Here is a 22,623-nt window from a genome sequence, read left to right as displayed (position 1 = left end):
AGCAGTAAGCGTTATTTCCGCGATTAAACGAAGGAAAACACTATGGCCCACAATCTCCACAAAACGCTAAAAGAATTCGACAGCGGTTCCGGCAAAGGCAAGTTCTACTCGCTGCCGCAACTCGGCAAGCAGCTTGGCGTGAAGATCAATCGTCTGCCGGTCTCGATTCGTCTGGTGCTCGAGTCTGTGCTGCGTAACTACGACGGCAAGAAGATCGCGGAAGAGCACATCGAGCAACTCGCGAACTGGAAGCCGAACGCCACGCGCGTCGACGAGATCCCGTTCGTGGTCGCCCGCGTCGTGTTGCAGGACTTCACCGGCGTGCCGCTGCTCGCCGACATCGCCGCCATGCGCGGCGTGGCCAAGCAGGTCGGAAAGGACCCGAAGGTCATCGAGCCGCTCGTGCCGGTGGATCTCGTCGTCGATCACTCGGTCCAGATCGACTACTTCCGCCAGAAAGACGCGCTCGACCTGAACATGAAACTGGAATTCCAGCGCAACAACGAGCGTTACCAGTTCATGAAGTGGGGCATGCAGGCGTTCGACACGTTCAAGGTCGTGCCGCCGGGCATCGGCATCGTCCACCAGGTGAACCTGGAATACCTCGCGCGCGGCGTGCACAAGAAGGCTGAAGGCGGCGATACCGTCTACTACCCGGACACGCTCGTCGGCACCGACAGCCACACCACGATGATCAACGGCATCGGCGTGGTGGGCTGGGGCGTGGGCGGCATCGAAGCGGAAGCCGGCATGCTCGGCCAGCCGGTGTACTTCCTCACGCCTGACGTGGTGGGCGTCGAGCTCAAGGGCAAGCTGCGTGAAGGCTGCACGGCAACCGACCTCGTGCTGACCATCACCGAAATGCTGCGCAAGGAGAAGGTCGTCGGCAAGTTCGTCGAGTTCTTCGGCGAAGGCACGGCGTCGATCGGCGTGCCCGACCGCGCGACGATCGGCAACATGGCGCCGGAATACGGCGCGACGATGGGCTTCTTCCCCGTCGACGAAAAGACGATCGACTACTTCAAGGGCACGGGCCGCACGCAAGCCGAAATCGAGGCGTTCGCGAACTACTTCAAGGCGCAGGACCTCTTCGGCGTGCCGAAGGCCGGCGACATCGACTACACGAAGACGCTCGTCCTCGACCTCGGCACGGTCGCACCGTCGCTGGCCGGTCCGAAGCGCCCGCAAGACCGCATCGAAATCGGCAACGTGAAGTCGACCTTCACGGACCTGTTCTCGAAGCCGGTCGCGGAAAACGGCTTCAACAAGAAGGCCGCCGACCTCTCCGCCGAATACGCGGCGGGCGACAAGGTCAAGCTGCACAACGGCGACGTGCTGATCGCCGCGATCACGTCGTGTACGAACACGTCGAACCCGAGCGTGCTGCTGGCCGCCGGTCTGCTCGCGAAGAAGGCCGTGGAAGCGGGCCTGACGGTCGCGCCGCACATCAAGACGTCGCTCGCGCCGGGATCGCGCATCGTCACCGAATACCTGACGAAAACGGGCCTGCTGCCGTACCTCTCGAAGCTCGGCTTCGAACTCGCGGCATACGGCTGCACGACCTGTATCGGCAACGCCGGCGACCTGACGCCCGAACTGAACGAATCGATCGTCAAGAACGACGTCGTCGCGGCTGCGGTGCTCTCGGGCAACCGCAACTTCGAAGCGCGTATCCACCCGAACATCCGCGCGAACTTCCTGGCCTCGCCGCCGCTGGTGGTCGCATACGCGATCGCGGGCAACATCACGCGCGACCTGATGACGGAACCGGTGGGCAAGGGCAACGGCGGCCGTGACATCTACCTCGGCGACATCTGGCCGACGAGCGACGAAGTCAACGCGCTGCTCAAGTTCGCGCTCGATCCGGACGCGTTCCAGAAGAACTACAGCCAGCTCACGAAGAAGGGCGACCTGTGGAGCAAGATCGAAGGCGAAGAAGGTCAGGTCTACGACTGGCCGAAGTCGACCTACATCGCCGAGCCGCCGTTCTTCGGCAGCGATTTTTCGATGACGCCGTCCTCGGGCGTGCCCGAAATCAAGGGCGCGCGCGCACTGGGCATCTTCGGTGACTCGGTCACGACCGACCACATCAGCCCGGCTGGCTCGATCAAGGAAGACTCGCCCGCAGGCAAGTGGCTGAAGGAAAACGGCGTGCAGAAGGCCGACTTCAACAGCTACGGCTCGCGCCGCGGCAACCACGACGTGATGATGCGCGGCACCTTCGCGAACGTGCGTATCAAGAACCTGATGATCCCGGCGAAGGCCGACGGCACGCGCGTGGAAGGCGGCCTGACGATCCATCAGCCGAGCGGCGAACAGCTCTCGATCTATGACGCAGCGATGAAGTACATCGACGCCGGCACGCCGACCATGGTGTTCGCAGGCGAAGAGTACGGTACCGGTTCGTCGCGTGACTGGGCAGCCAAAGGCACGCAGCTGCTGGGCGTGAAGGCCGTGGTCGCACGCAGCTTCGAGCGTATCCACCGCTCGAACCTCGTTGGCATGGGCGTTCTGCCGCTGCAGTTCAAGGGTTCGGACAGCGTTCAGTCGCTCGGCCTGACCGGCGAAGAAACGTTCGACATCGAAGGCCTGACGGACGACTTCAAGCCGCAACAGGACCTGACGCTCGTGATCCACCACAAGGACGGCAAGGACCAGCGCGTGCAGGTGCTGCTGCGCATCGACACGCCGATCGAAGTCGACTACTACAAGCACGGCGGTATTCTGCCGTTCGTGCTGCGCTCGCTGCTCGCGGCGTAAGTACGCAGTTTTTTGCAGGTGCCGCGCCCGGCAACGGGTGCGGTCACACTTGGAGCCCGACGCAAGTCGGGCTTTTTTTTCGACTGGGCTCCGGGTCGAGCTATTCGATCAGCTTGTTCAACGTCGCAAACTCGATCAGCGCCGCAAGCGACGACACGCCAAGCTTGTCCAGTACGCGGGTCTTGTAGGTGCTGACGGTTTTATCGGAAAGCCCAAGCCGTGCCGCGATACCCTTGTTGCTCAAACCGCGCGCTAGATACTGCAGGACTTCGACTTCGCGAGGCGACAGCCCGTTGAGCGCGACGTCGCGTCCGCCGCCGCAGCTACCCGCCGGGAAGCAGTCGTAGCCGAGCAAGACCGCCTTGACCACACCGCACAGTTCCTCCACACCGCGATTCTTGTTGACATAGCCGTTCGCGCCCGCGACGCGCGTGTGATTGGCCATGACCAGCTCGGGCTTCGCAGAGAGCACGAGAATGCGTGCGCCGGGCTGCGTCGTGCGAACGCCGCGGATCACGGAAAGGCCGTCGAGCTTCGGCAACTCGAGGTCGAGAATGACCAGATCGGGATGCAGTTGCTGGACGAGGCGCAGGCCCGCTTCGCCGTCGCTGCACTCGCCGACCAGTTCGTACTCCGTATTGAGCACGTTGGCGAGCATCTTCAGCACGATCGGATGGTCGTCGATGACGACGACGCGTTTCATTTTTTGTTCCATGGTGGCGTATTTGTTTGACCCTTCAGCGTGAATCTCACAGCCTGAACGACCTGGCGGCAATTGTGTATAGGAAAGTTCTGAAAGAACCCGCAAGAAACTGTCGCAGGGTTAACCCATTGCTCTCATAGTTTGAATTTAACTAACGCGTGAATTAAAGTAGAACGATGATCACGCGCACCCGCACCGCTGCTGCTGCGGCCCGCCCGCGAGGCCGGCGCCCCGCCGCCGCCGACCTCGACATGCGCGAGCGGCTGCTCGCCAGCGCCACGCAACTGTTCGGCGAGCAAGGCATCGCGGCCACCACCATGGCGCAGATCGCCGAGGCCGCCGGCGTGACGTCCGCGATGGTTCACTACTACTTCACGAATCGCGAAAAGCTGCTCGACGCCGTGGTCGAGGAGCGCATCGCGCGCTCCATTGCCTTCGTGTGGGAGAGTGTGGATAGCGCTGACAGTGACCTCGCGCAAGACCCTCACGCGCTCGTGGAAGAACTAGTCGCGCGGCTCTTCGACGTCACCGCGCGCATGCCCTGGCTGCCGCCGCTCTGGCTGCGCGAAATCGTCAACGAAGGCGGCCTGCTGCGCGAGCGCATGCTCAAGCGTCTGCCCACCGAGCAGTTGCAACGTTTTGCCGCGCGCGTCAACGAGGCGCAGCGCGATGGCAGCGTCAACGCCGAACTCGAAGCTCCGCTGCTGTTCATCTCGATTCTCGCGCTCGTCATGCTGCCGCTCGCCACTTCGAAGCTCTGGCAAAGTGTGCGCGGCTTTCCGAAGATCGAGCGCGAGGCACTGCATCGGCATGTGAGCGCGCTGTTGAGCGCGGCCTTGCGGCCCGCGCCGCAGACCACGCGCGCGCGCCGCACGACGGGCTCGACGGGGAGCCGCAAGGGGGACGCGTCATGAAGCGCCTCATTGCCGTCATATGCACCGCGTTGCTCGTGCTCGCCGCGTGTTCCAGGCATGGACCGGCTGGCTGGCAGGGCTATGCCGAAGGCGAGTACGTCTATCTCGCTTCTTCGCAGCCGGGCACGCTCACACACCTCGAAGTGCAACGCGGGCAGACTGTCGCCGCCAATGCGCCCGCCTTCGCGCTCGACTCCGTCGAGGAAGCGGCTGCGCGCGACGAGGCGCAGCATCGGCTGACGGCCGCACAGCAGCAGCTCGCCGACCTCCGGACGGGCAAGCGTCCGCCCGAAGTGCGCGTGACCGAGGCACAGCTCGCGCAGGCCGAGGCGAACGCGCGCAAGGCCGCGCTCCAGCTCACTCGCGACGAAACACAGCTTCGCGCGGGCGGTATTGCGCAGGCACAGCTCGACGATTCGCGCGCGCAGGCTGCCTCCACGGCCGCCCAGGTGCGCGAGTTGCAAAACCAGGTGCGCGTGGCGAATCTGCCGGGACGTAGCGCGCAAATCGCCGCCCAGGCCGCCGACGTCGAGGCCGCGCGCGCCTCGCTCGCACAGGCGCAGTGGCGGCTCGACCAGAAGCGCGTGAGTGTGCCGAGCGGCGGCCTCGTCTACGACACGCTATTTCGTGTAGGCGAGTGGGTGCAGGCGGGCAACCCCGTCGTGCAGATGTTGCCGCCTCAGAACGTGAAGGTGCGCTTCTTCGTGCCGGAAACGATCGTCGGATCGCTCGCGCCCGGTCGCAAGGTGAACGTGCGCTGCGACGGCTGCGCCGCCCTGGTGCCCGCCACCATCACGTGGATTTCGAACGCCGCCGAATATACGCCGCCCGTCATCTACAGCAACGAGAACCGCGCGAAGCTCGTTTTCATGATCGAGGCGCGGCCTTCCGCAGAAGACGCCGTGAAGCTGCATCCGGGCCAGCCGGTCGAGGTGACGCTTCAATGAGCACACCTGATCGATCCGCCGGCGACTACGCCATCGACGTGCGCAATCTCAACAAGCGTTTCGGCAGCAAGCATGTCGTCAACGACGTGTCGCTGCGTGTGGCGCGCGGCGAGATCTTCGGCTTTCTCGGCCCGAACGGCAGCGGCAAAACCACGTCGATCCGGCTCATGTGCGGGCTGCTCACGCCCGACTCGGGTTCGGGCACCTGCCTTGGCTACGACATCCTGCGCGAGAGCGCGCAGATCAAGCGTCACGTCGGCTACATGACGCAGCGTTTCTCGTACTGGGAAGACCTGACGATCCGCGAGAACCTCGACTTCGTCGCGCGCATCTACGAGATGCCGAACCGGCGCGAAGCCGTCGACCGCGCGCTCGAATCGCTCGGGCTCGCCAGCCGCGCGAGCCAGCTCACGGGTGCGCTTTCGGGCGGCTGGAAGCAGCGGCTCGCGCTCGCGGCCTGCATGCTGCACGAGCCCGAATTGCTGCTGCTCGACGAACCGACAGCGGGCGTCGATCCCACCGCACGCCGCGACTTCTGGGAGGAGTTGCACCGGCTCGCCGCGCGGGGCATTTCGGTACTCGTGAGCACGCATTACATGGACGAAGCCGAGCGCTGCCACAAGCTCGCTTATATCGCCTACGGCAAGCTGCTCACGCAGGGCACCGCGGCCGAGGTGATCGCTGAACAGAACCTCGAAACGTGGGCGATTCACGGCGAGCGGCTCAGCGCACTCGCCGCGCAGTTGCGCGACGCGCCGGGCATCGACCAGACGGTGGTGTTCGGCTCCGCGCTGCATGCGAGCGGACGCGATCACGCAGCGCTCGCCAAGGCGGTCGAGCGTGCCGTAGAAGGCCAGCCGCTGCGCGCGGAACGCATCGACACTGGTCTCGAAGATGTCTTCATCTACCTGATGAGCCATGCTCAGGACAATTACGGGGTCACGTCGTGAGCGCCTCGTTCCCGTTTTCCGTGGCGCGCTGGTGGAGCATCGTGCTCAAGGAGTTCCTGCAGCTCAAGCGCGACCGCATCACGTTCGCGATGATCGTGGGCCTGCCGATCATTCAGCTCACGCTGTTCGGCTATGCAATCAACACCGACCCCAAGCACCTGCCCACGGCCATCGTCGTGCGCGAAGACAGCGTGTTCGCGCGCAGCTTCGTCGCGGGCATGCGTAACTCCGCCTATTTCGACGTGATCGAAACGCTGCCTGACGATGCCTCGGCGCGTCATGCGCTCGCGCGCGGCACGGTGCAGTTCGTGCTCAGCATTCCTGTCGATTTCTCGCGGCGCCTGCTGCGCGGCGAGCGCCCTTCGCTGCTCGTCGAAGCCGACGCGAGCGATCCCACCGCCATCACCACCGCGCTCGCGGCGCTGCCCGGGCTTGTCGCGCCGGTGGCCGCGAAGGACCTCACCGGCCCGCTCGCGCATCTGAACGGCACCCCCGCCGCGTTCGACGTGCAGGTGCACCGGCTCTACAACCCCGAGGGCATCACGCAATACAACGTCGTGCCCGGGCTCATGGGCGTGATCCTCACGATGACAATGGTGATGATGACGGGTCTCGCCATCACGCGAGAGCGCGAGCGCGGCACGATGGAGAACCTGCTCGCGACGCCTGTGCTGCCCATCGAGGTGATGACGGGCAAGATCATTCCGTACGTGGCGATCGGGCTGATCCAGGCGACCATCATTGTGCTCGCCGCGCGCTACGTCTTTCACGTGCCGTTCGCGGGCGGTCTCGTCACGCTCTATCTTTCGGCGCTGCTGTTCATTGCCGCGAATCTCACGGTGGGCATCACGCTGTCGTCGCTCGCGCAAAACCAGTTGCAGGCCATGCAGCTGACGATGTTCTATTTCCTGCCGAGCCTGCTGCTCTCCGGCTTCATGTTCCCGTTCGGCGGCATGCCGCGCTGGGCGCAATGGCTCGGCAATCTGCTGCCGCTCACGTATTTCAACCGGCTCGTGCGCGGCATCCTGCTCAAGGGCAACGGCTGGACCGACTTGTGGCCGGCGGTCTGGCCGCTCGCCGTCTTTACGGTCGCGGTCATGGCGATCGCCGTGCGCTTTTACCGGCGCACGCTCGACTAGCGCGAGGCACACGACCATGACGCGCGACGCCACCGTTGCCCTCCTGCTTGTGCTCATGCTCGCGGGCTGCACCGTGGGCCCCGATTTCCACCCGCCTGCCGCGCCCGATGCCACGGGCTGGACGCGCGAGCCCGTGCCGGCATCCACCGCCAGCGCCACCGGCCCCGGCGGCGGCGCGCAGACCTTCACGGCCGCGGAACACGCCTCAAACGATTGGTGGAAACAATATGGCAGCGCGCAGTTGAATGAACTCGTCGATCAGGCCTTGCGCGCGAGTCCCACGCTCGACTCGGCGCGCGCCAGGCTCGTGGAGGCGCGCGAAAACTACAACGCGCAGGCAGGCGCGACGAACTTTCCCTCTGTCGATCTGAAACTTTCCGGCACGCGCCAGAAAGTCGATCTCGCCGCTTTCGGCATTACGCAAGTGCCGAATCCGCCGCCCTTTACGCTCTACAACGCTTCGGTCAGCGTCTCGTACGTATTCGACTTGTTCGGCGCCAACCGTCGCGCGCTGGAATCCACGTTCGCGCAGGTCGATTATCAGGCGTACGAAATGGAGGCGGCGCGACTTTCGGTGGCCGCCAACGTGGTGTCCACCGCCATCCGCCGCGCATCGCTGCAACGCCAGATCGATCTCACCACGCAACTCGCGCAGACGCAGGCGCGCCAGCTCGCGATCATGCAGGCACGCTACGCGGCCGGCGGCGTCGCGCAGATCGACCTGCGCAGCCAGCGCACCCTGCTCGCGCAAACGCGCGCCTCGCTGCCGCCGCTCGAAACGCAGCGCGCGGCTGCCGAGCATCAGCTCGCCACCCTGCTGGGCGTCGCGCCCGCGCGGTTCGCCGCGCCGCTCGATGCCCTTTCTCTCGATACGCTGCATCTTCCCGATACGGTTTCGCTCACTGTGCCTTCCACGCTGGCCCGCGAGCGTCCCGACATACGCGCCGCCGAGGCGCTGCTGCACCAGGCCGGCGCGAACGTGGGCGTAGCGACGGCGAATCTTTTTCCGCAGATCTCGCTCTCGGCAAGTATCGGGTCGGAGCGCACGCGTATCGAGGACGTCATCAGCGGACTGAACATCTGGAACGTCGGGCTCGGCCTCACGCAGCCGCTGTTCCATGGCGGCGAATTGCGCGCGAAGAAACGCGCGTCAGAAGCCGCCTATGAAGCCGCTTTCGCCGACTATCGGCAGACCGTTCTGCAGGCGCTGCAGCAGGTCGCCGACTCGCTGCAGGCGCTCCAGAACGATGCGACCGAACTGCAGGCGCGCGACGACGCCGCTCGCGAGGCCCAGGCCAACGCGGCGATCGCACAAACGCGCTACAACGCAGGCGGCGTGAGCGAGTTTTCGCTGATCGATGCGCAACGCCAGGCACTCCAGACCACGCTCGACCGCTCGCGCGTTCATGCGGATCGCCTGACCGACACCGCGGCGCTCTATCAAGCCCTCGGTGGCGCCCCGCTCCCCGGCACCGCGCCGCCAGGGCAAGGCAACGACACATCGGCGCCTGCCGCGACCGTCCGGTAACCTGGCCGCCCCACGCGGCAACCATCAACTCGCGGCGGCAACCATTCGTTTCCTTTCGCTTGCACCGCGCCTGCGCGACAATGACCCTCCCCCTGCTCCATCCGCAAACGAGAGACACGTATGAACCAGGCATCGCTGTCCCCCGCAAGTCTGTCCCCCAACGATCTCGTCGCGGCCGACGCGCTTGAGCTTTCGGAATGGATACGCCTGCGCAAGGTGTCCTGCCGCGAAGTGATGACGGCGTTTCTCGACCATATCGAGCGCGTGAATACGCCGGCGAACGCCATCGTCTCGCTACGCGAGCGCGCCACATTGCTCTCTGAAGCAGGCGAACGCGACGCCCAGCTCGCGCGAGGCGAGTACCTTGGCTGGATGCACGGCATGCCGCAAGCGCCGAAGGATCTCACGCCTACGGCCGGCATCCCGTACACGCAAGGCTCGCCGTTGTTCCGCAACGAAGTGCCCGCAGCGGATTCCCTGATGGCCGCGCGCATGCGCGCACAGGGCGCAATTTTCATCGGCAAGACGAATACGCCGGAGTTCGGCCTGGGCTCGAACACCTACAACACGGTCTTCGGTGCCACGCGCAACGCTTACGATCCCACGCGCAGCGCGGGCGGCAGCAGCGGCGGCACGGCCGTGGCGTTGGCGCTGCGCATGCTGCCCGTGGCGGACGGCAGCGACATGATGGGGTCGCTGCGCAATCCCGCGGGCTGGAATAACGTGTTCGGCTTTCGTCCGTCGCAGGGCCGCGTGCCCTCCGTGCCGGCGCACGAGCTGTTCTTCCACCAGCTCGGCTACGCGGGACCGATGGCCCGCACTGTGCCCGACCTCGCGATGCTGCTTTCTACCCAGGCGGGCTACGACGCGCGTGCGCCGCTTTCCATTGCCGAAGATCCCGCGCAGTTCGCGGGCTCGCTCGAGCGCGACTTTGGTTGCGCGCGCATCGGTTGGCTCGGCGATTACGACGGCTATCTACCCATGGAAGACGGCGTGCTCGCACTCTGCGAAACGGCGCTCAAGGACTTCGAATCGTTAGGCTGCAAGGTCGAAGCCGCGCGCCCCGACTTCGCCATGGAGCGCGTGTGGCAAACGTGGGTCACGCTGCGCCATTTCTCGTGCGCGGGCACGCTGGGCGCGCTCTATCGCGACCCGGAAAAGCGCGCGCTGCTCAAGCCGGAAGCGCAATGGGAAGTGGAAGGCGGCCTGAAGCTCTCGGGCGAAGACGTGTGGAACGCCTCGGTCACGCGCAGCCAGTGGTACAACGCGCTGCTCGCGCTTTTCGAGCGTTACGACTACCTCGTGCTGCCCAGCGCCCAACTCTTCCCGTTCGACGCGAGCGAGCATTGGCCGAAGTCGATCGCGGGCCGCACGATGGATACCTATCACCGCTGGATGGAAGTCGTAATCGGCGGCAGTCTCGCGGGGCTGCCTGTCATCAGCGTGCCTGCGGGCTTCAATGCGCAAGGCCTGCCGATGGGGCTGCAGGTGATCGGCAAGCCGCAGGCGGACCTCTCGGTGCTGCAACTCGCCCACGCGTACGATCAGGCCACGCAGTGGGTCAAGCGGCGTGTGCCGCCGCTGCTGCAGGCGTAGTGCGCAGAGGCAAAAAAAGGCAGCGCCACGGCGCTGCCTTTTTTTCATCGACATCTCAAGCCATCACGCCTTCACCGCGCGCGCTGCATTCCTGCCGCGCAGCCATTCGAGCGCGAGCAGCAGACACGTGGAGAACACGATCAGGATCGTGGCAAGCGCAGCGATCGTCGGGCTGATGTTCTCGCGGATGCCCGTGAACATCTGACGCGGCAAGGTGGTCTGGTCGGCGCCCGCGAGGAAGAGCGTCACGACGACTTCGTCGAACGACGTGGCGAACGCGAACAGCGCGCCCGAAATTACGCCCGGCGCGATGACGGGCAGCGTGATGCGGAAGAACGTCGTGACCGGATTGGCCCCGAGCGAAAGGCTCGCACGCACGAGATTGTGATTGAACCCCTGCAGCGTTGCCGCCACCGTCGTCACGACGAACGGCACGCCCAGCGACGCGTGCGCGAGGATCAGGCCGAGATACGTATTGGCGAGGCCGAGCGGCGCGAAGAACAGATACATGCCCACGCCCACCACCACCACGGGCACGATCATCGGCGAAATGAGCACGGCCATGAGCAGTGTCTTGCCGCGGAAATCGGCCTTGGTGATGCCGATGGCCGCGAGTGTGCCGAGCACGGTCGCCACGACTGTGGCGGCGGGGCCCACGATGAAGCTGTTTTTCGCGGCCATGCGCCATTCGTCGGACATCACGAGGTTTTCATACCAGCGCAGCGACCAGCCCGGAATCGGATAGACGAGGAACGTGCTCGACGAAAACGACAGCGGCACGATCGCGAGCACGGGCAGGATCAGATACAGCAGCGTGAGCACGACGAGCGCGCGCAGCGCGAAGTACCACACGCGTTCGACGGCCGACGTATGCGGCGCAAAAAGCGGCTTGGCAAATTTCATGATCGCGCCTCCCTTAGCCAAGGCTCAGTTGCGTGCGCGTGAAGCGCCCGTAGACGAAATAGAGCACCGTGGTCGCCGCGAGCAGCAGCGCGCCGAGCGCGCAGGCCATGCCCCAGTTGATCGACACGTTGGTGAAGTACGCCACGTAGTAGCTGACCATCTGGTCGCCCGGGCCGCCGAGCAGCGCCGGCGTGATGTAGTAGCCGATCGAGAGAATGAACACGAGCAGCACGCCCGCGCCCACGCCGGGGTACGTCTGCGGCACATACACGCGCCAGAAGGCCGCGAACGGATGGCTGCCGAGCGACACGGCCGCGCGCTGGTAAGTGGGCGGAATCGACTTCATCACGCTGTAGAGCGGCAGCACCATGAACGGCAGCAGGATGTGCGTCATCGAAATGTAGACGCCCACGCGGTTGAACAGCAGCGCGAGCGGATGCGAGATGAGGCCCGAGCCCATCAGCGCCTTGTTGACGAGGCCCTCGCCCTGCAAGATCACGATCCACGCCGCCACGCGCACGAGAATCGACGTCCAGAACGGAATCAGCACGAGGATCATCACGAGATTCGCGCGGCGCTCGGAGAGCGTCGAGATCCAGTAAGCGAGCGGGTAACCGAGCAGCAGCGCGAACACCGTGACGAACACGCTGATGACGAAGGTGCGCGCGAACACGTCGAGATAGATCTGCTGCTCGGGATCGGCGGCCACGATGCGGCCGAACGCATCCTGACGATGATCGAGCGAGGCGAGCAGATAGAACGGCGAGATGCGCGAGCTGTTCTTCGCAATGGCTTGCCAGTAGGTCACGTCGCCCCAGCGGTCGTCGAGCTCGACAATTTTGGCGCGCGTTTGCGCGGGAGTGAGCGTAAGCGGTTTGCCGTCGTCGTCGGCGAGCGGCATGGCGCGCGCCGTCTTCGCGACGAGCGAGCGGAAGCCCGCGATTTCCACGTTCAGGCGGCGCGCCAGCGCGCCCATCGCATCACCTTCCTTTACGACGGTGAGGTCCTGCGCAAGCGCAGCGTAAGCCGCGTCGGGTGGCGCGCTCTTGCGGTCCCAGCCGCGCAGCGCCGCGATGGTATGCGGCAGCGCTGTCGCCACTTCGGGGTTCTGCACCGCACGCGTGAGCAGTGCCGCGATCGGCACCACGAAAATCAGCAGCAGAAAGATCGCGAGCGGCGCGATCAGCATGAGCGCCATCGTGCGCTTCTTCGCTTGCGCCACGCGCAGTTCGCGCTTCAGCCGCGCGGTCTCCTCGCGTGCCGCGCCGGCAACGTTGGTCACGGTCGTCATCGTAGTCACACCTGGTCTCCCCCTGCCATGCTACAAAACGCTCCGGCGCTCGCACGCCGGAGCGTCTAGCCCACCCTTACTTCGCGGCCCACGAGGAGAAACGCTGCTCCAGTTCGTCGCCGTGGTCGGTCCAGAACGTGAGGTTCTCCTGGATGGCGTTCTTGCCGTTGGCCGGCGAATTCGGCAGGTTGGCAAGCGTCTTCGCATCGAGCGCCTTGATCGCGTTCGCGTTCACCGGGCCATACGCGATGTGCTGCGCATACTCCTGCTGCGGTTTCGGCGAAAGCGTGTAAGCGATGTACTGCTCGGCCAGCGCCTTGTTCGGCGCGCCCTTCGGGATCGCCCAGTAGTCGAGGTCGTAGATGCTGCCGGTCCACACTACCTTGAGGTTCTTGCCTTCGCGCTGCGCGGCGTCGATACGGCCGTTGTACGCCGTGGACATCACCACGTCGCCCGCGACCAGGAACTGCGGCGGCTGCGCGCCGGCTTCCCACCACTGGATGTTCGGCTTCAGCTCATCGAGCTTCTTGAACGCCCGGTCCTGACCGGCCTTCGTCGAGAGCACCTTGTAGACGTCCTGCGGCGCCACGCCGTCGGCCATCAGGGCGAATTCCATGTTGTACCGTGCGCCCTTGCGCATGCCGCGCTTGCCCGGGAATTTCTTCACGTCCCAGAAGTCGGCCCAGTTCGTGGGCGCGGTCTTGAGCTTGTCGGCGTTATAGGCGAGTGCCGTGGACCACACGAAGAAGCCTGCGCCGCAGGGCTGCTGCGCGGCCTTCATGAAGTCGCCCTTGTTGCCGAGCTTGGCCCAGTCGAGCTTCTCGTAGAGACCTTCATCGCAACCGCGCGCGATGTCGCCGGTTTCGACTTCCACCACGTCCCAGTCCACGTGCTTCGCGTCGACCATGGCCTTCACCTTGGCCTGCTCGCCGTTGTATTCGACGGCGGTGATCTTGTTGCCCGTCTGCGACTGGAACGGCTCGTTGAACGCCGCCTTCTGCGCATTGCCATTGGCACCGCCAAAGTTCACGACGGTGAGCTCCGCGGCATTCGCCACGCCGAACGAGAGTGCGAGCGCGGCCGCGACCGCTGCAACGCGCATGTTGCCGATCTGCTTCATGGTTGAGTCCCTTCTCCTTGGTGGTTTGTCTTGCCGGGCCCTTCGATGCGAGAAACGTGGCCCGATCGTCGAGACGCCTGCTTCGCGAGGCGACGGCGCGCGAGATTGCGCGCCGCGCCCGCACGCCTCAAGCGAACACGCGCAGATGCTCCGGCGCGAATTCGAGTGCGACCGGCTGACCGGGCGCGAAACCGTCGAGCGCCTCGGTGCCGAGCGGCACCTTCACGAAGCACTCGTCCTGCTGGGGCAAGCCACAGCGCATGCGCACGTGGTCGCCGAAATAGATCAGGCCGCGCGCTTCGCCCGCCAGCGCGTTCGCATCGTTACCCCTCGAGCCGTTCGCGAGCTTCATGCGCTCGGGGCGAATGCAGGCGATGGCTGAGGCGCCCGCCTGCGCACCCGCCACATTGCGGCCCTTCAGGCGCGTGCCGTCGGCGAGATGCATTTCGCAGTACTCGCCATCCACGGCGGCAATGGTGCCGCGCAGCCGGTTGCTGTCGCCGATGAAGTTAGCCACGAACTCGTTGCACGGCGACTCGTAGAGCCGGTCCACGCTGTCAAGCTGCTGCACGATGCCCTTGTCGAACACCGCCACGCGGTCCGACATCGTGAGCGCCTCGCCCTGATCGTGCGTGACGTAGACGAACGTGACGCCAAGCTTCTCGTGCAGCGACTTCAGTTCGTACTGCATATGTTCACGCAACTGCTTGTCGAGCGCGCCGAGCGGTTCGTCCATCAGCACGAGCTTGGGCTGGAAAACGAGCGCGCGGGCAAGCGCGATGCGCTGCTGCTGGCCGCCCGAGAGCTGCGCGGGATAGCGCCTGGCGAAACCTTCCATGCGCACCATCTTGAGCGCGTCGTTCACGCGCTGCGCCCGCTCGGCGGTCGGCACCTTGCGCACGCCCAGCGGATAGGCCACGTTCTGCTCGACCGTGAGATGCGGGAAGAGCGCGTAGTTCTGGAACACCATGCCGATGTCGCGCTTGTGCGGCGGCACGTTGTTGAGCAGTTTGCCTTCGAGACGGATCTCGCCGCCGGTGGGAAACTCGAAGCCGGCGAGCATCATCAGGCAGGTGGTCTTGCCGGAGCCGGACGGCCCGAGCAGCGTCAGAAACTCTCCCTGGTAGATATCAAGGTCAAGTTGTTTGACGACCAGTGTTTCGCCGTCGTAGGTCTTGCGCACGCCGCGAAAGCTGACGATCACATCCGAGGTCTTCATTCGCCCTGTCTCCTTTGCTTGCTCTTTTCCCGGCCGGCCTTCTGACGCGATTAAATAAATACGTCACAGGCATTAACCGAACCTGACGTGCGAATTACTATAGATGGTCCCGGCTCTATTCAATGGAGCCATTTCATTATTATCGATGGAACCACTTGGCCATGGTCATCCTGTCCGAATGGCTCGCTGCGCAACTCGACAAGGAAAGCGCCGAGCCCGCCTACCGTCAGCTGCTCCAGCTCATGCAGCAGGCCATCTTGACGGGTCGGCTCGCGCCCGGCACCAAGCTGCCCAGCTCGCGCACGCTCGCGGTCGACCTCGGCGTGGCGCGCAACACCGTGCTGCACGTCTACGACCAGCTGAGCGCCGAGGGCTACGTGATCTCGACCACGGGCAGCGGCACCTATGTCGCCGACACGCGCCCCGACTCGGCCGCCGTGAGCACGCCGACGCCAGCGGCCGCCCCCGCCGACGAGGACGACGAGGAGAACGGCGCCTCCCCGCGCGGCGACATGTCGATGCGCGGCCAACGGCTCATCGACGAGGCGGGCGTGTCCGCCAGGCAGTGGGGCGCCTTCATGCCGGGCGTGCCCGACGTGGCCGAGTTTCCGGCGCGCACGTGGAGCCGCCTGCAGGCCCGCCTGTGGAAATCGGCGAATCATGGTTTGCTTACCTACGCTCCCGGCGGCGGCTACCGTCCGCTGCGGCGCGCGCTTTCGGACTACCTGCGCGTGGCACGCTCGGTGCGCTGCACGCCGGACCAGATCATCATCACTACGGGTATTCACCAATCCATCGATCTCGCTGTGAGGCTGCTCGCCGACCACGGCGACACGGCGTGGGTCGAAGAACCGTGCTACTGGGGCGCGCGCAGTGTGCTGCAGTCCTCGGGACTGAAGCTCGCACCGATTCCCGTCGACGACGAAGGGCTCAATCCGCGTGAGCAGGACCTGCGCGACCCGCCGCGCATCGCGCTCGTCACGCCTTCGCATCAATATCCGCTCGGCATGGTCATGAGCCTCGCGCGCCGCCGCACGCTGCTCGAATACGCGCGCCAGCACAAGGTGTGGATCATCGAGGACGACTACGACAGCGAGTTCCGCTACGGCAGCCGGCCGCTCGCCTCGCTGCAGGGTCTCGACGAATCGGACCGCGTGATCTACGTGGGCAGCCTTGGCAAGCTGCTGTTTCCCGGCCTGCGCATCGGCTACATGGTCGTGCCCGAGCGGCTCGCCGCCACATTCCGCACGGGCGTGGCGGAGCTGTATCGCGAAGGCCAGCTCATGCAGCAGGCCGTGCTCGCCGAGTTCATCATGGATGGCTATCTCACTTCGCACGTGCGCCGCATGCGCACGCTCTATGGCGAGCGGCGCCAGTTGCTGATCGACGCGGTCACGCGCCACTTCGGCGATGCGCTGCCCGTTATGGGCGACGAAGCGGGCCTGCACTTCGTGCTCGGCCTGCCCGACCATGCCGACGACCGCGCCGTCGCTGCGGCCGCCTACGACGCAGGCGTGATCGTGCGGCCGCTTGCGGCCTACTATAGCGTGCGCCAGGACCGCAAAGGATTGCTAACGGGTTATGCGTGCGTGCCGCACGAGGAGATCGCGCCGGCCTTTGCGACGCTCGCGCAGGTCATCGAGGAACACGCGTTCGCGAGCCCGAAAAAGCTGCGGCGCGCCGGTTAGACCGAAACGCGCCGCTGCATCGAATTACCAAACCACGGCTTATTTCAGCCCGAAATCCACGCGCGTCGTCGCGCCCTTGTCGTCGATGCCCTTGGCGTCCAGCTTCGGCGCCACGATGAACACGCGGCTCGGATCGACCTTGCCTTCGAAGTACTGCTGCACCGCCTGCGCACGATCCTGAGCGAGATTGCGCAAGGTGGCGTCGTCAACGGGTGCGTGGTCGGCCAGCGCCTGCTTCATGTCGTCCACGGGCAGCGTCTTCGTGAGGCCGATCATGTTGTGCGGCTTCTTGAAGTCCGCATCCTTATAGGCCTTGGTGAGGTACTTCTCGTACTCCTTGTCGTCCACCTTGACCTGCGAGGTATCGACGCTCTCGCCGTTGCCCACCGTGTCCTTCACCTTCTGGAGCCGCACGAGGCGATCCACGTACTGCTCGCGCAGCGCGGGCGTGTCCACGGCCGGATCGACGCGGCCGATCAGATCGATCTTGATCGAAGGCTTGTCGTCGAGCGCCTTCACGATCGTGTCGAGCTTCTTCTGGTCGGCATCGGTGAGCGTTGCCGTGCCGGCCGCGAACTCGACATAGCCCAGGTCTTCGCCGCCACCCCCGAACGCATTGGCGAGCAGCGTGAACGGCGCGGTCACCGCCTTCGCGATGAGGTTGAGCACCGCCTTCCAGATCAGGCCGCCCAGGCTGAACTCAGGGTTGGAGAGCGAGCCTGACACCGGGATGTTCACATCGATTTCGCCCCTGCGGTTCTTGAGCAGCGAAATCGCGAGCCGCACCGGCAGCTTGGTGGCCGTGTCGTTGTCGATGTGATCGCCGAACGTGAGCTGGTCGATGAAGATATGGTTGTTCGCCGTGAGCTCGTCGTTCGCGAGCTGGTAGTGCAGATCGACGTTGAGCTTGCCCTTCGTGATCGGGTAGCCCGCGTACTTCGCCGAATACGGCGTGAGGTTCGTGAGCTCGATATCGTGCGCGCTGGCCGTGAGGTCGAGCGACGGCTTGTCGATGAGCGGATTCACCGTGCCCTTGATCGAGAGCGGACCGTTCGCCGCGAGCTTCGCGGAGACATCCACGGGCGCAGGCGTGGTCGACTGCGTGCCGAACGCGCCCACCGTGCCGTGGATCTGCACGAGATCGGCGGAGTAGTTCGGCTTGATGAAGTTGTCGGTATAGTTCACGCGGCCGTCCTGCAGCACGAGCTCACCGAAGTGCAGGCGCACGGGGTTCTTCGGCGGCTGCGCGGCCACGACCGTTGCCGGCGCGGAAGCCGGCGCCGGTGCGGAAGCCGTCTGCACGGGCGCGCTCGCCGCCTGCGGCGTGAGCGGCACCGGCTCGCGCTCGCCAGGCTTGCCGCTCTTGTCCTGCGTGAGCGACTGCGCGGCGCCCGTTTGATGCGCGACTACGTCCTTGAGATTGAGCTTGCCTTGCGCGTCGAGCAGCACGCGGCCATAGAAGCCTGCGAACGTCACGCGGCTCGCGTCCACGTCGGTGCCGCGCGCGTCGTCGTAGTTCGCCTTCAGGTTCGTGAGCGCGAGCGAGCGCCAGCCCGCGAACGGGCCGGATGTGGCCTTGTCGAGCATGCGCACGTCCACGAGCGCCGCATCGCCGCGATAGTTCGCCTTGAGCGCCTTGCCCTGCTCCACAGAAAGTTGCCCGTTCATGTTGAGCAGCGCGCTCGCGATCACCGCGTTGAGCTGATTGCCGAAATAAGGCTCGAACGCGGCGGCGTCGAGCCGGTTCGCGTCGATTTTCAGCTGCGCCGTGAGCGGCGTCGGGTTGATCTTGCCGCTCAGCGCGAGTGTGCCCTTACGGTTGACGGTCGCCTTCAGGTCGATCGGCAGCGGGTGCCTCAGGTCGTCGCTGATCTGCTGGATCTTCAGGTCGAACGGCGTGATGGCGAGCTTTACCGGCCGCGGCGTCGAAATGTCCGTAAAGTTGATCGTGCCGTTGTTCAGCGTGAAAGCGTCGATCGTGTAGCGCCAGGCCGGCCCTTCCTGCACCGACTTCTGCGCGGCGCGAATCGCCGTGCGCTCGGGCACCGCCTGCTGCGTGGAGGCGAGTTGCGCCAGGTCGACCTTGCCGTCCTTCTGGCGCTCGGCGTTCACCACGAGGCCGGTCACGTCGACCGATGCAATCTGCGCCTTGCGCGCATTGAGGTCGATGCCGCTTACCTGCACCGTGCCGCGGTCGAGCGCGATGGCAGGCGCCTTCGCGCCGCGCGCAGCGAGCTTGAGCGATTCGAGGCCGAGCGTGCTCTGGCCGACCTGCACGACGGCAGGCTGCTGCGCCCAGTCGGCCTTGAGCGTCGACGTGAGATTGAGCCTGCCGTCCAGAATCTGCGCGCTGCTCAGGTTGTCGATATACGGCTGCGCTTGCGGCAGACCCACGCGCTCGAGCGCGATGTTGGCTTCGGCGTTCTTGCCCGCGAGGCTCACCGTGCCCGACGCCTTGATCGTGCCGCCGTCGGTCGCATTCGTCGCAAACGTGAACGGCGCGCCGGCTTTGGCAGTCGTCGAGAAGTTCGTAAGCGTGGTGGAAAGCTGCGTGAGTTCGACGTTCACCGGCCGCGCGGGCAGATCGTCAGCAATGTGCACGGTGCCGTTCGTGAGCGCGAACTGGCGGATCGAGACATCGAGCGGCGCGGGCTTCGCTTCCTCGGGCGCCGCCTGCGCGCTCTGGGCGCCCGAGGCCGGCGCGGCGCTCGCGGCCTTGTTCGCGGCCTCGTTCGCGGCCGGCGCGTTTTGCGCGGCCGGCGCGCCCATCAGCTTCTCGATGCTCAGCACGCCTTGCTTGTCACGTGCGACCCACACGGTGGGCGCGTCGAGATGGATGTCGTCGAAACGATAGACGTTGCTGAACGGTTCGAGCGAGGCTGCCCCCACGTGCAGACTGCGCGCGCCGAAGAACGGCGCATTGGCGTTGTCGGTCGAGTCGAAGTCGTTCAGGTCGGTCGTGCCCGCCACACGCAGCGTGGGCTTCTCGCCCGACATCACGAAATCGAGCTTGAGGTTGGTCGAGAGTTTGCCGCTCTTCACTGTGACAGGCAGCTTCGTCGGCGCGTAGGTGAGGAGCTTCGGCACGTCGAGGTCGGTCAGGCGCAGCTCGACTTCCGACTCGCGTGTCGCGGAAAAGGGCTTGGTCCTGCCGTCGATGGCGAGCGTGCTCGCCCCGTCGATGCGCGCGCGCAGCATCGGCTGAACGAAGATATCGGTCTTGGAAGGCAGCGTGGCGATGAACGGAATGCCGAGCGACCAGCGGTCGATCACGTGCTTTTCGTTGAGCAGGCGATCGTCGAAGGTGATCTGGCCGTTCTCGATGCGGATGTTTGAAACCGAAAACTGCGTCGGCTTGCTGCCGGGTTTCGAGGGCGTCGAGAACTTCTCGATGAGGTCCGAGAAGTTGAAGTGCTGGGCGTCGAGCCGCACGATCGTGGCGCGCGGCGAGTCGAGCCGCAGTTCGTCGACGATGGGAGCCGCGCGAAAGATCGACGACCACGACGCCTGCACGACGGCGCGCGAGACATCGAAGAAGTCGCCGTTGCCGCCGCGCTCGCCGATATGCACACGGTCCGCTTCGAGGCGCAGCGTGTACGGATTGAGCGCGATGCGGCCGATCGTGACGGGCCGGTCGAGCTGCTTGCTCAACTGCTGCTCGGCAACATGGCGAATGATCGGCGGCGCGGCAAAGAAGCCGACCAGACCGAACACAATCAGAAAGATGACGACACCCGTGAGGATGTGCCGGGTGCGGGGCGCACGCGCGACCGCGCGCACCGACTGCAAGGAAGAGTTGAGCGACGCTTTGTTGAGGCTTGCCATGCTTGCTTGCGGATGAGGCGGCAACAGGCCCGCCGCGGGATGTGGGTCTGATGTCGGAAATCCGGGGATGCCGACAGCCGGAAGTATAGGTCCGATAGAAGATCGGACGACGGGAAAACGCCGCCCGCGGCGCAGGTATTGCGCAACAAGAAGTAACAGCGCAAAGGCGATGGCCCGGCGATTGCGTAACGTGCGCCGCGCGTATTGCGCGATGCATGAAAACGCGGGCGGAAAAGCCGGGCGTGGCGCGCTCGAGCGGGCTTATACGGCGCAAAAAAAACGTTGGCGGGACAGCGCCCCGCCAACGCTTCGTTCAGGCCGGTTCAGCGATTACTGCCGCTCGACGGCGGGCGGCTGCCAGCTGCCGTCGGTCGCTTGCGGCTTCGCGGCGTAGAGGCGCATCACGAGCCGGAAGTCGCCGTGCGGCGCCGGCACCCAGTTCGCGCCGCCGCGCGGCCGCTCGGCGCTCACCTGCACGTCGAGCGAGCCGTCGCGGTTGCGCCGTGCGCCGCTGCGGTCGCCGAACGCTACGCGCACGGGCGCGTCGGCGTCGAGCGCGCCGTCGGTGGTATAGGCCGTGATCGACCAGAAGCCGCGCACCGGCGGCAGCTGCTTCGCCGTGAAGTGAATCGTGTAGCGGTTCGCGCCGTTGAGCGCATGCCCGTCGCTGTCCTGGCTCACGCGGGCGCGCACTTCGTCGCGGGTCGTCGGCAGACCCGGCGACGTGTACGCCGCGTAGGCGCGCAGCGAGTAGTCGGGGCCGTAGTTGCCTGCGTCGTCGCCCACCCAGAGCCAGCCGTTGCCCGCCAGCAGGTTGGACGGCGGCGTCGCGGCGCGCGTGCGGCCATCGGCGAGACCCGCCTTGATGACCGCGGCGTCCTTCGCGCCCGAGGGCAGCTGCGCCGGGTCGCCCGGGTGTACGCCAATGTCGCCGAGAATCTTGAGCGCGTGCGCGTCGTCTGCCGTGGGCGGGTTGTCTTCCAGCGCCAGGGCGAGCCGGTCGAAGAAACCGTGCGCGTCGAGCGCCGCGACCTGGGCGGACGGTGTGCCCGGCGCCACCGGATCGCCGCTCTGCGTGGCGCCGGTCGGCTCGTTGCCGCGGCCGCCGCGAGCGCCGGCCTTGCCGCGCGCGCCGCGCTCGTCCCACCCGGACAGCGCTGTGACCTGCAGCCCGTGCTGCAGCCGCCGCACGGCCGCGATGTCGGCGCCGCCGCGTGTCTGGATGCGCGCGAGGAACCACACGTAGCGCGTCGACACGTCGACGCGCTTCACGCGCGCGGGCAGCGTGCCCTTCCAGCCGGCCGGAACAAATGCAATCGTTTGCGCTTTCAGTCCGCTGACACGTTCACCCGACTGCGCGCCGGCGGTCGACCAGACGACGTTCGTCCACATGTCGAGCGCGCGTGCGTCCATGTAGCGGCCGTGCGTGTCGGGCAGCGTGACGAGCACCGGCTCGCTCGATACGTCGAGCCAGCCGCTGGAAGTCAGCGTGTCGAGGTTGGGTTCGAGCGGGCTCGAGGCCCCGACGGGCGGCAGCGACTGCGCGTGGCGCAGCGTGTTCGGCGCGGCCTGGCCGGGCCCGCTGCCGGTGGCGGATTCGCGCGCCACGTCCATCAGCACGAGCGGATAGCCAAACACATAGGAGTCGGAGACTTCGTCCTTCATCCAGCCGTTGCTCTTCGGCGCAACGTCGCCCGGCGCCGAGGCGCATCCGGCAATCAGGGCAAGGCAGGCGAGCGCGGAGCAGCTACGGTACGTAGAGAATGCTCGATGTATTGTTGTCATTTGTTGGTTGTATTCGGTGCGGGCGGTCCATGAAGTGACGTCGACCGGCTGGCCACTCCGCGCGGCCCCCCCAAGGGCCGTAGTGAAATGCACGCGGCAAGGCGCCAATGCCGCCGGTTGGTATCGTATCGCTCGCGCATGGGCCTGAAAAGACTGTGGCGTGGAATATTGCCTTACAGGCGGAGAGCTTGCGCTCAGGACTTCCCTCTGAAACGAAAGGGGCGTAGTGTCGCGCCCCTTGACCTTCCCATGATG

Annotated in this window: 15 protein-coding genes; 8 read left to right on the top strand and 7 right to left on the bottom strand. The window is 65.6% G+C overall.

Annotation, left to right across the window (positions count from 1 at the left end; translation table 11 throughout):
* Window positions 1-42: 42 nt before the first annotated feature.
* The gene (gene acnA / locus ACOJB8_RS02500) at window positions 43-2,760 is read left to right on the top strand and encodes an aconitate hydratase AcnA (RefSeq protein WP_069261401.1); all 2,718 of its coding nucleotides are present in this window, start codon (window positions 43-45) and stop codon (window positions 2,758-2,760) included.
* A 100-nt stretch (window positions 2,761-2,860) separates the two neighbouring features.
* Here the strand turns inward: acnA and ACOJB8_RS02495 are convergent, their stop codons facing one another.
* Window positions 2,861-3,463, bottom strand: coding sequence for a response regulator transcription factor (locus ACOJB8_RS02495; protein ID WP_069261842.1), 603 nt, complete (start codon window positions 3,461-3,463; stop codon window positions 2,861-2,863).
* A 176-nt stretch (window positions 3,464-3,639) separates the two neighbouring features.
* Between ACOJB8_RS02495 and ACOJB8_RS02490 the strand changes: the two genes are divergently transcribed.
* The 6 genes from ACOJB8_RS02490 to ACOJB8_RS02465 all read left to right on the top strand — a co-directional run bounded on the left by ACOJB8_RS02490 (window position 3,640) and on the right by ACOJB8_RS02465 (window position 10,537).
* Window positions 3,640-4,377, top strand: coding sequence for a TetR/AcrR family transcriptional regulator (locus tag ACOJB8_RS02490; protein WP_368605159.1), 738 nt, complete (start codon window positions 3,640-3,642; stop codon window positions 4,375-4,377).
* The gene (locus ACOJB8_RS02485; protein ID WP_475010931.1) at window positions 4,374-5,324 is read left to right on the top strand and encodes an HlyD family secretion protein; all 951 of its coding nucleotides are present in this window, start codon (window positions 4,374-4,376) and stop codon (window positions 5,322-5,324) included. Before ACOJB8_RS02490 ends, ACOJB8_RS02485 begins: the two co-directional genes overlap by 4 nt.
* On the top strand, window positions 5,321-6,274 hold the full coding sequence (locus ACOJB8_RS02480; RefSeq protein ID WP_069261404.1) for an ABC transporter ATP-binding protein: 954 nt from the start codon (window positions 5,321-5,323) through the stop codon (window positions 6,272-6,274). The genes ACOJB8_RS02485 and ACOJB8_RS02480 overlap by 4 nt, the downstream gene beginning before the upstream one ends.
* Window positions 6,271-7,413: an ABC transporter permease gene (locus ACOJB8_RS02475; protein WP_368616480.1), complete on the top strand. Its 1,143-nt coding sequence runs from the start codon at window positions 6,271-6,273 to the stop codon at window positions 7,411-7,413. Before ACOJB8_RS02480 ends, ACOJB8_RS02475 begins: the two co-directional genes overlap by 4 nt.
* A 16-nt stretch (window positions 7,414-7,429) precedes the next feature.
* Window positions 7,430-8,941, top strand: a complete 1,512-nt coding sequence (locus ACOJB8_RS02470) for an efflux transporter outer membrane subunit (protein WP_368605158.1) — start codon at window positions 7,430-7,432, stop codon at window positions 8,939-8,941.
* Between the two features lie 120 nt (window positions 8,942-9,061).
* Entirely contained in the window at window positions 9,062-10,537 is a 1,476-nt protein-coding gene (locus tag ACOJB8_RS02465; RefSeq protein ID WP_475010928.1) for an amidase, read from the top strand.
* Window positions 10,538-10,600: 63 nt separating this feature from the next.
* Here ACOJB8_RS02465 and ACOJB8_RS02460 read toward each other — a convergent pair whose 3' ends face one another.
* From ACOJB8_RS02460 to ACOJB8_RS02445, 4 genes are all read right to left on the bottom strand, one after another.
* The gene (locus ACOJB8_RS02460; protein ID WP_069261408.1) at window positions 10,601-11,440 is read right to left on the bottom strand and encodes an ABC transporter permease; all 840 of its coding nucleotides are present in this window, start codon (window positions 11,438-11,440) and stop codon (window positions 10,601-10,603) included.
* Window positions 11,441-11,453: 13 nt separating this feature from the next.
* On the bottom strand, window positions 11,454-12,731 hold the full coding sequence (locus ACOJB8_RS02455; protein WP_368616723.1) for an ABC transporter permease: 1,278 nt from the start codon (window positions 12,729-12,731) through the stop codon (window positions 11,454-11,456).
* A 76-nt stretch (window positions 12,732-12,807) separates the two neighbouring features.
* A complete protein-coding gene (locus ACOJB8_RS02450) occupies window positions 12,808-13,833 on the bottom strand; it encodes an ABC transporter substrate-binding protein (protein ID WP_342918844.1) in 1,026 nt (341 codons plus the stop codon).
* A gap of 145 nt (window positions 13,834-13,978) precedes the next feature.
* Entirely contained in the window at window positions 13,979-15,070 is a 1,092-nt protein-coding gene (locus ACOJB8_RS02445; protein ID WP_475010925.1) for an ABC transporter ATP-binding protein, read from the bottom strand.
* A 155-nt stretch (window positions 15,071-15,225) separates the two neighbouring features.
* On the opposite strand from ACOJB8_RS02445, the gene pdxR reads away from it, so the two are divergent.
* Entirely contained in the window at window positions 15,226-16,758 is a 1,533-nt protein-coding gene (pdxR, locus tag ACOJB8_RS02440) for a MocR-like pyridoxine biosynthesis transcription factor PdxR (RefSeq protein WP_141710535.1), read from the top strand.
* Between the two features lie 39 nt (window positions 16,759-16,797).
* Here pdxR and ACOJB8_RS02435 read toward each other — a convergent pair whose 3' ends face one another.
* Together ACOJB8_RS02435 and ACOJB8_RS02430 are read right to left on the bottom strand one after the other, a co-directional pair.
* Window positions 16,798-20,583: a DUF748 domain-containing protein gene (locus tag ACOJB8_RS02435; protein ID WP_475010923.1), complete on the bottom strand. Its 3,786-nt coding sequence runs from the start codon at window positions 20,581-20,583 to the stop codon at window positions 16,798-16,800.
* 330 nt (window positions 20,584-20,913) lie between these two features.
* On the bottom strand, window positions 20,914-22,368 hold the full coding sequence (locus ACOJB8_RS02430; protein WP_069261414.1) for a DUF1254 domain-containing protein: 1,455 nt from the start codon (window positions 22,366-22,368) through the stop codon (window positions 20,914-20,916).
* Window positions 22,369-22,623 lie beyond the last annotated feature (255 nt).

The organism is Paraburkholderia sp. BR10141, from assembly GCF_056155635.1.
Note: the sequence above shows the minus strand (reverse complement) of the source record. Positions and strands in the feature narration are given on the sequence as shown.

Bases quoted from the DNA above. Each gene is read 5' to 3' on its own strand.
- acnA (WP_069261401.1), top strand. From the start codon at position 43: ATGGCCCACAATCTCCACAAAACGCTAAAAGAATTCGACAGCGGTTCC.
- ACOJB8_RS02495 (WP_069261842.1), bottom strand. From the start codon at position 3,463: ATGAAACGCGTCGTCGTCATCGACGACCATCCGATCGTGCTGAAGATG.
- ACOJB8_RS02490 (WP_368605159.1), top strand. From the start codon at position 3,640: ATGATCACGCGCACCCGCACCGCTGCTGCTGCGGCCCGCCCGCGAGGC.
- ACOJB8_RS02485 (WP_475010931.1), top strand. From the start codon at position 4,374: ATGAAGCGCCTCATTGCCGTCATATGCACCGCGTTGCTCGTGCTCGCC.
- ACOJB8_RS02480 (WP_069261404.1), top strand. From the start codon at position 5,321: ATGAGCACACCTGATCGATCCGCCGGCGACTACGCCATCGACGTGCGC.
- ACOJB8_RS02470 (WP_368605158.1), top strand. From the start codon at position 7,430: ATGACGCGCGACGCCACCGTTGCCCTCCTGCTTGTGCTCATGCTCGCG.
- ACOJB8_RS02465 (WP_475010928.1), top strand. From the start codon at position 9,062: ATGAACCAGGCATCGCTGTCCCCCGCAAGTCTGTCCCCCAACGATCTC.
- ACOJB8_RS02460 (WP_069261408.1), bottom strand. From the start codon at position 11,440: ATGAAATTTGCCAAGCCGCTTTTTGCGCCGCATACGTCGGCCGTCGAA.
- ACOJB8_RS02455 (WP_368616723.1), bottom strand. From the start codon at position 12,731: ATGACGACCGTGACCAACGTTGCCGGCGCGGCACGCGAGGAGACCGCG.
- ACOJB8_RS02450 (WP_342918844.1), bottom strand. From the start codon at position 13,833: ATGCGCGTTGCAGCGGTCGCGGCCGCGCTCGCACTCTCGTTCGGCGTG.
- ACOJB8_RS02445 (WP_475010925.1), bottom strand. From the start codon at position 15,070: ATGAAGACCTCGGATGTGATCGTCAGCTTTCGCGGCGTGCGCAAGACC.
- ACOJB8_RS02435 (WP_475010923.1), bottom strand. From the start codon at position 20,583: ATGGCAAGCCTCAACAAAGCGTCGCTCAACTCTTCCTTGCAGTCGGTG.
- ACOJB8_RS02430 (WP_069261414.1), bottom strand. From the start codon at position 22,368: ATGACAACAATACATCGAGCATTCTCTACGTACCGTAGCTGCTCCGCG.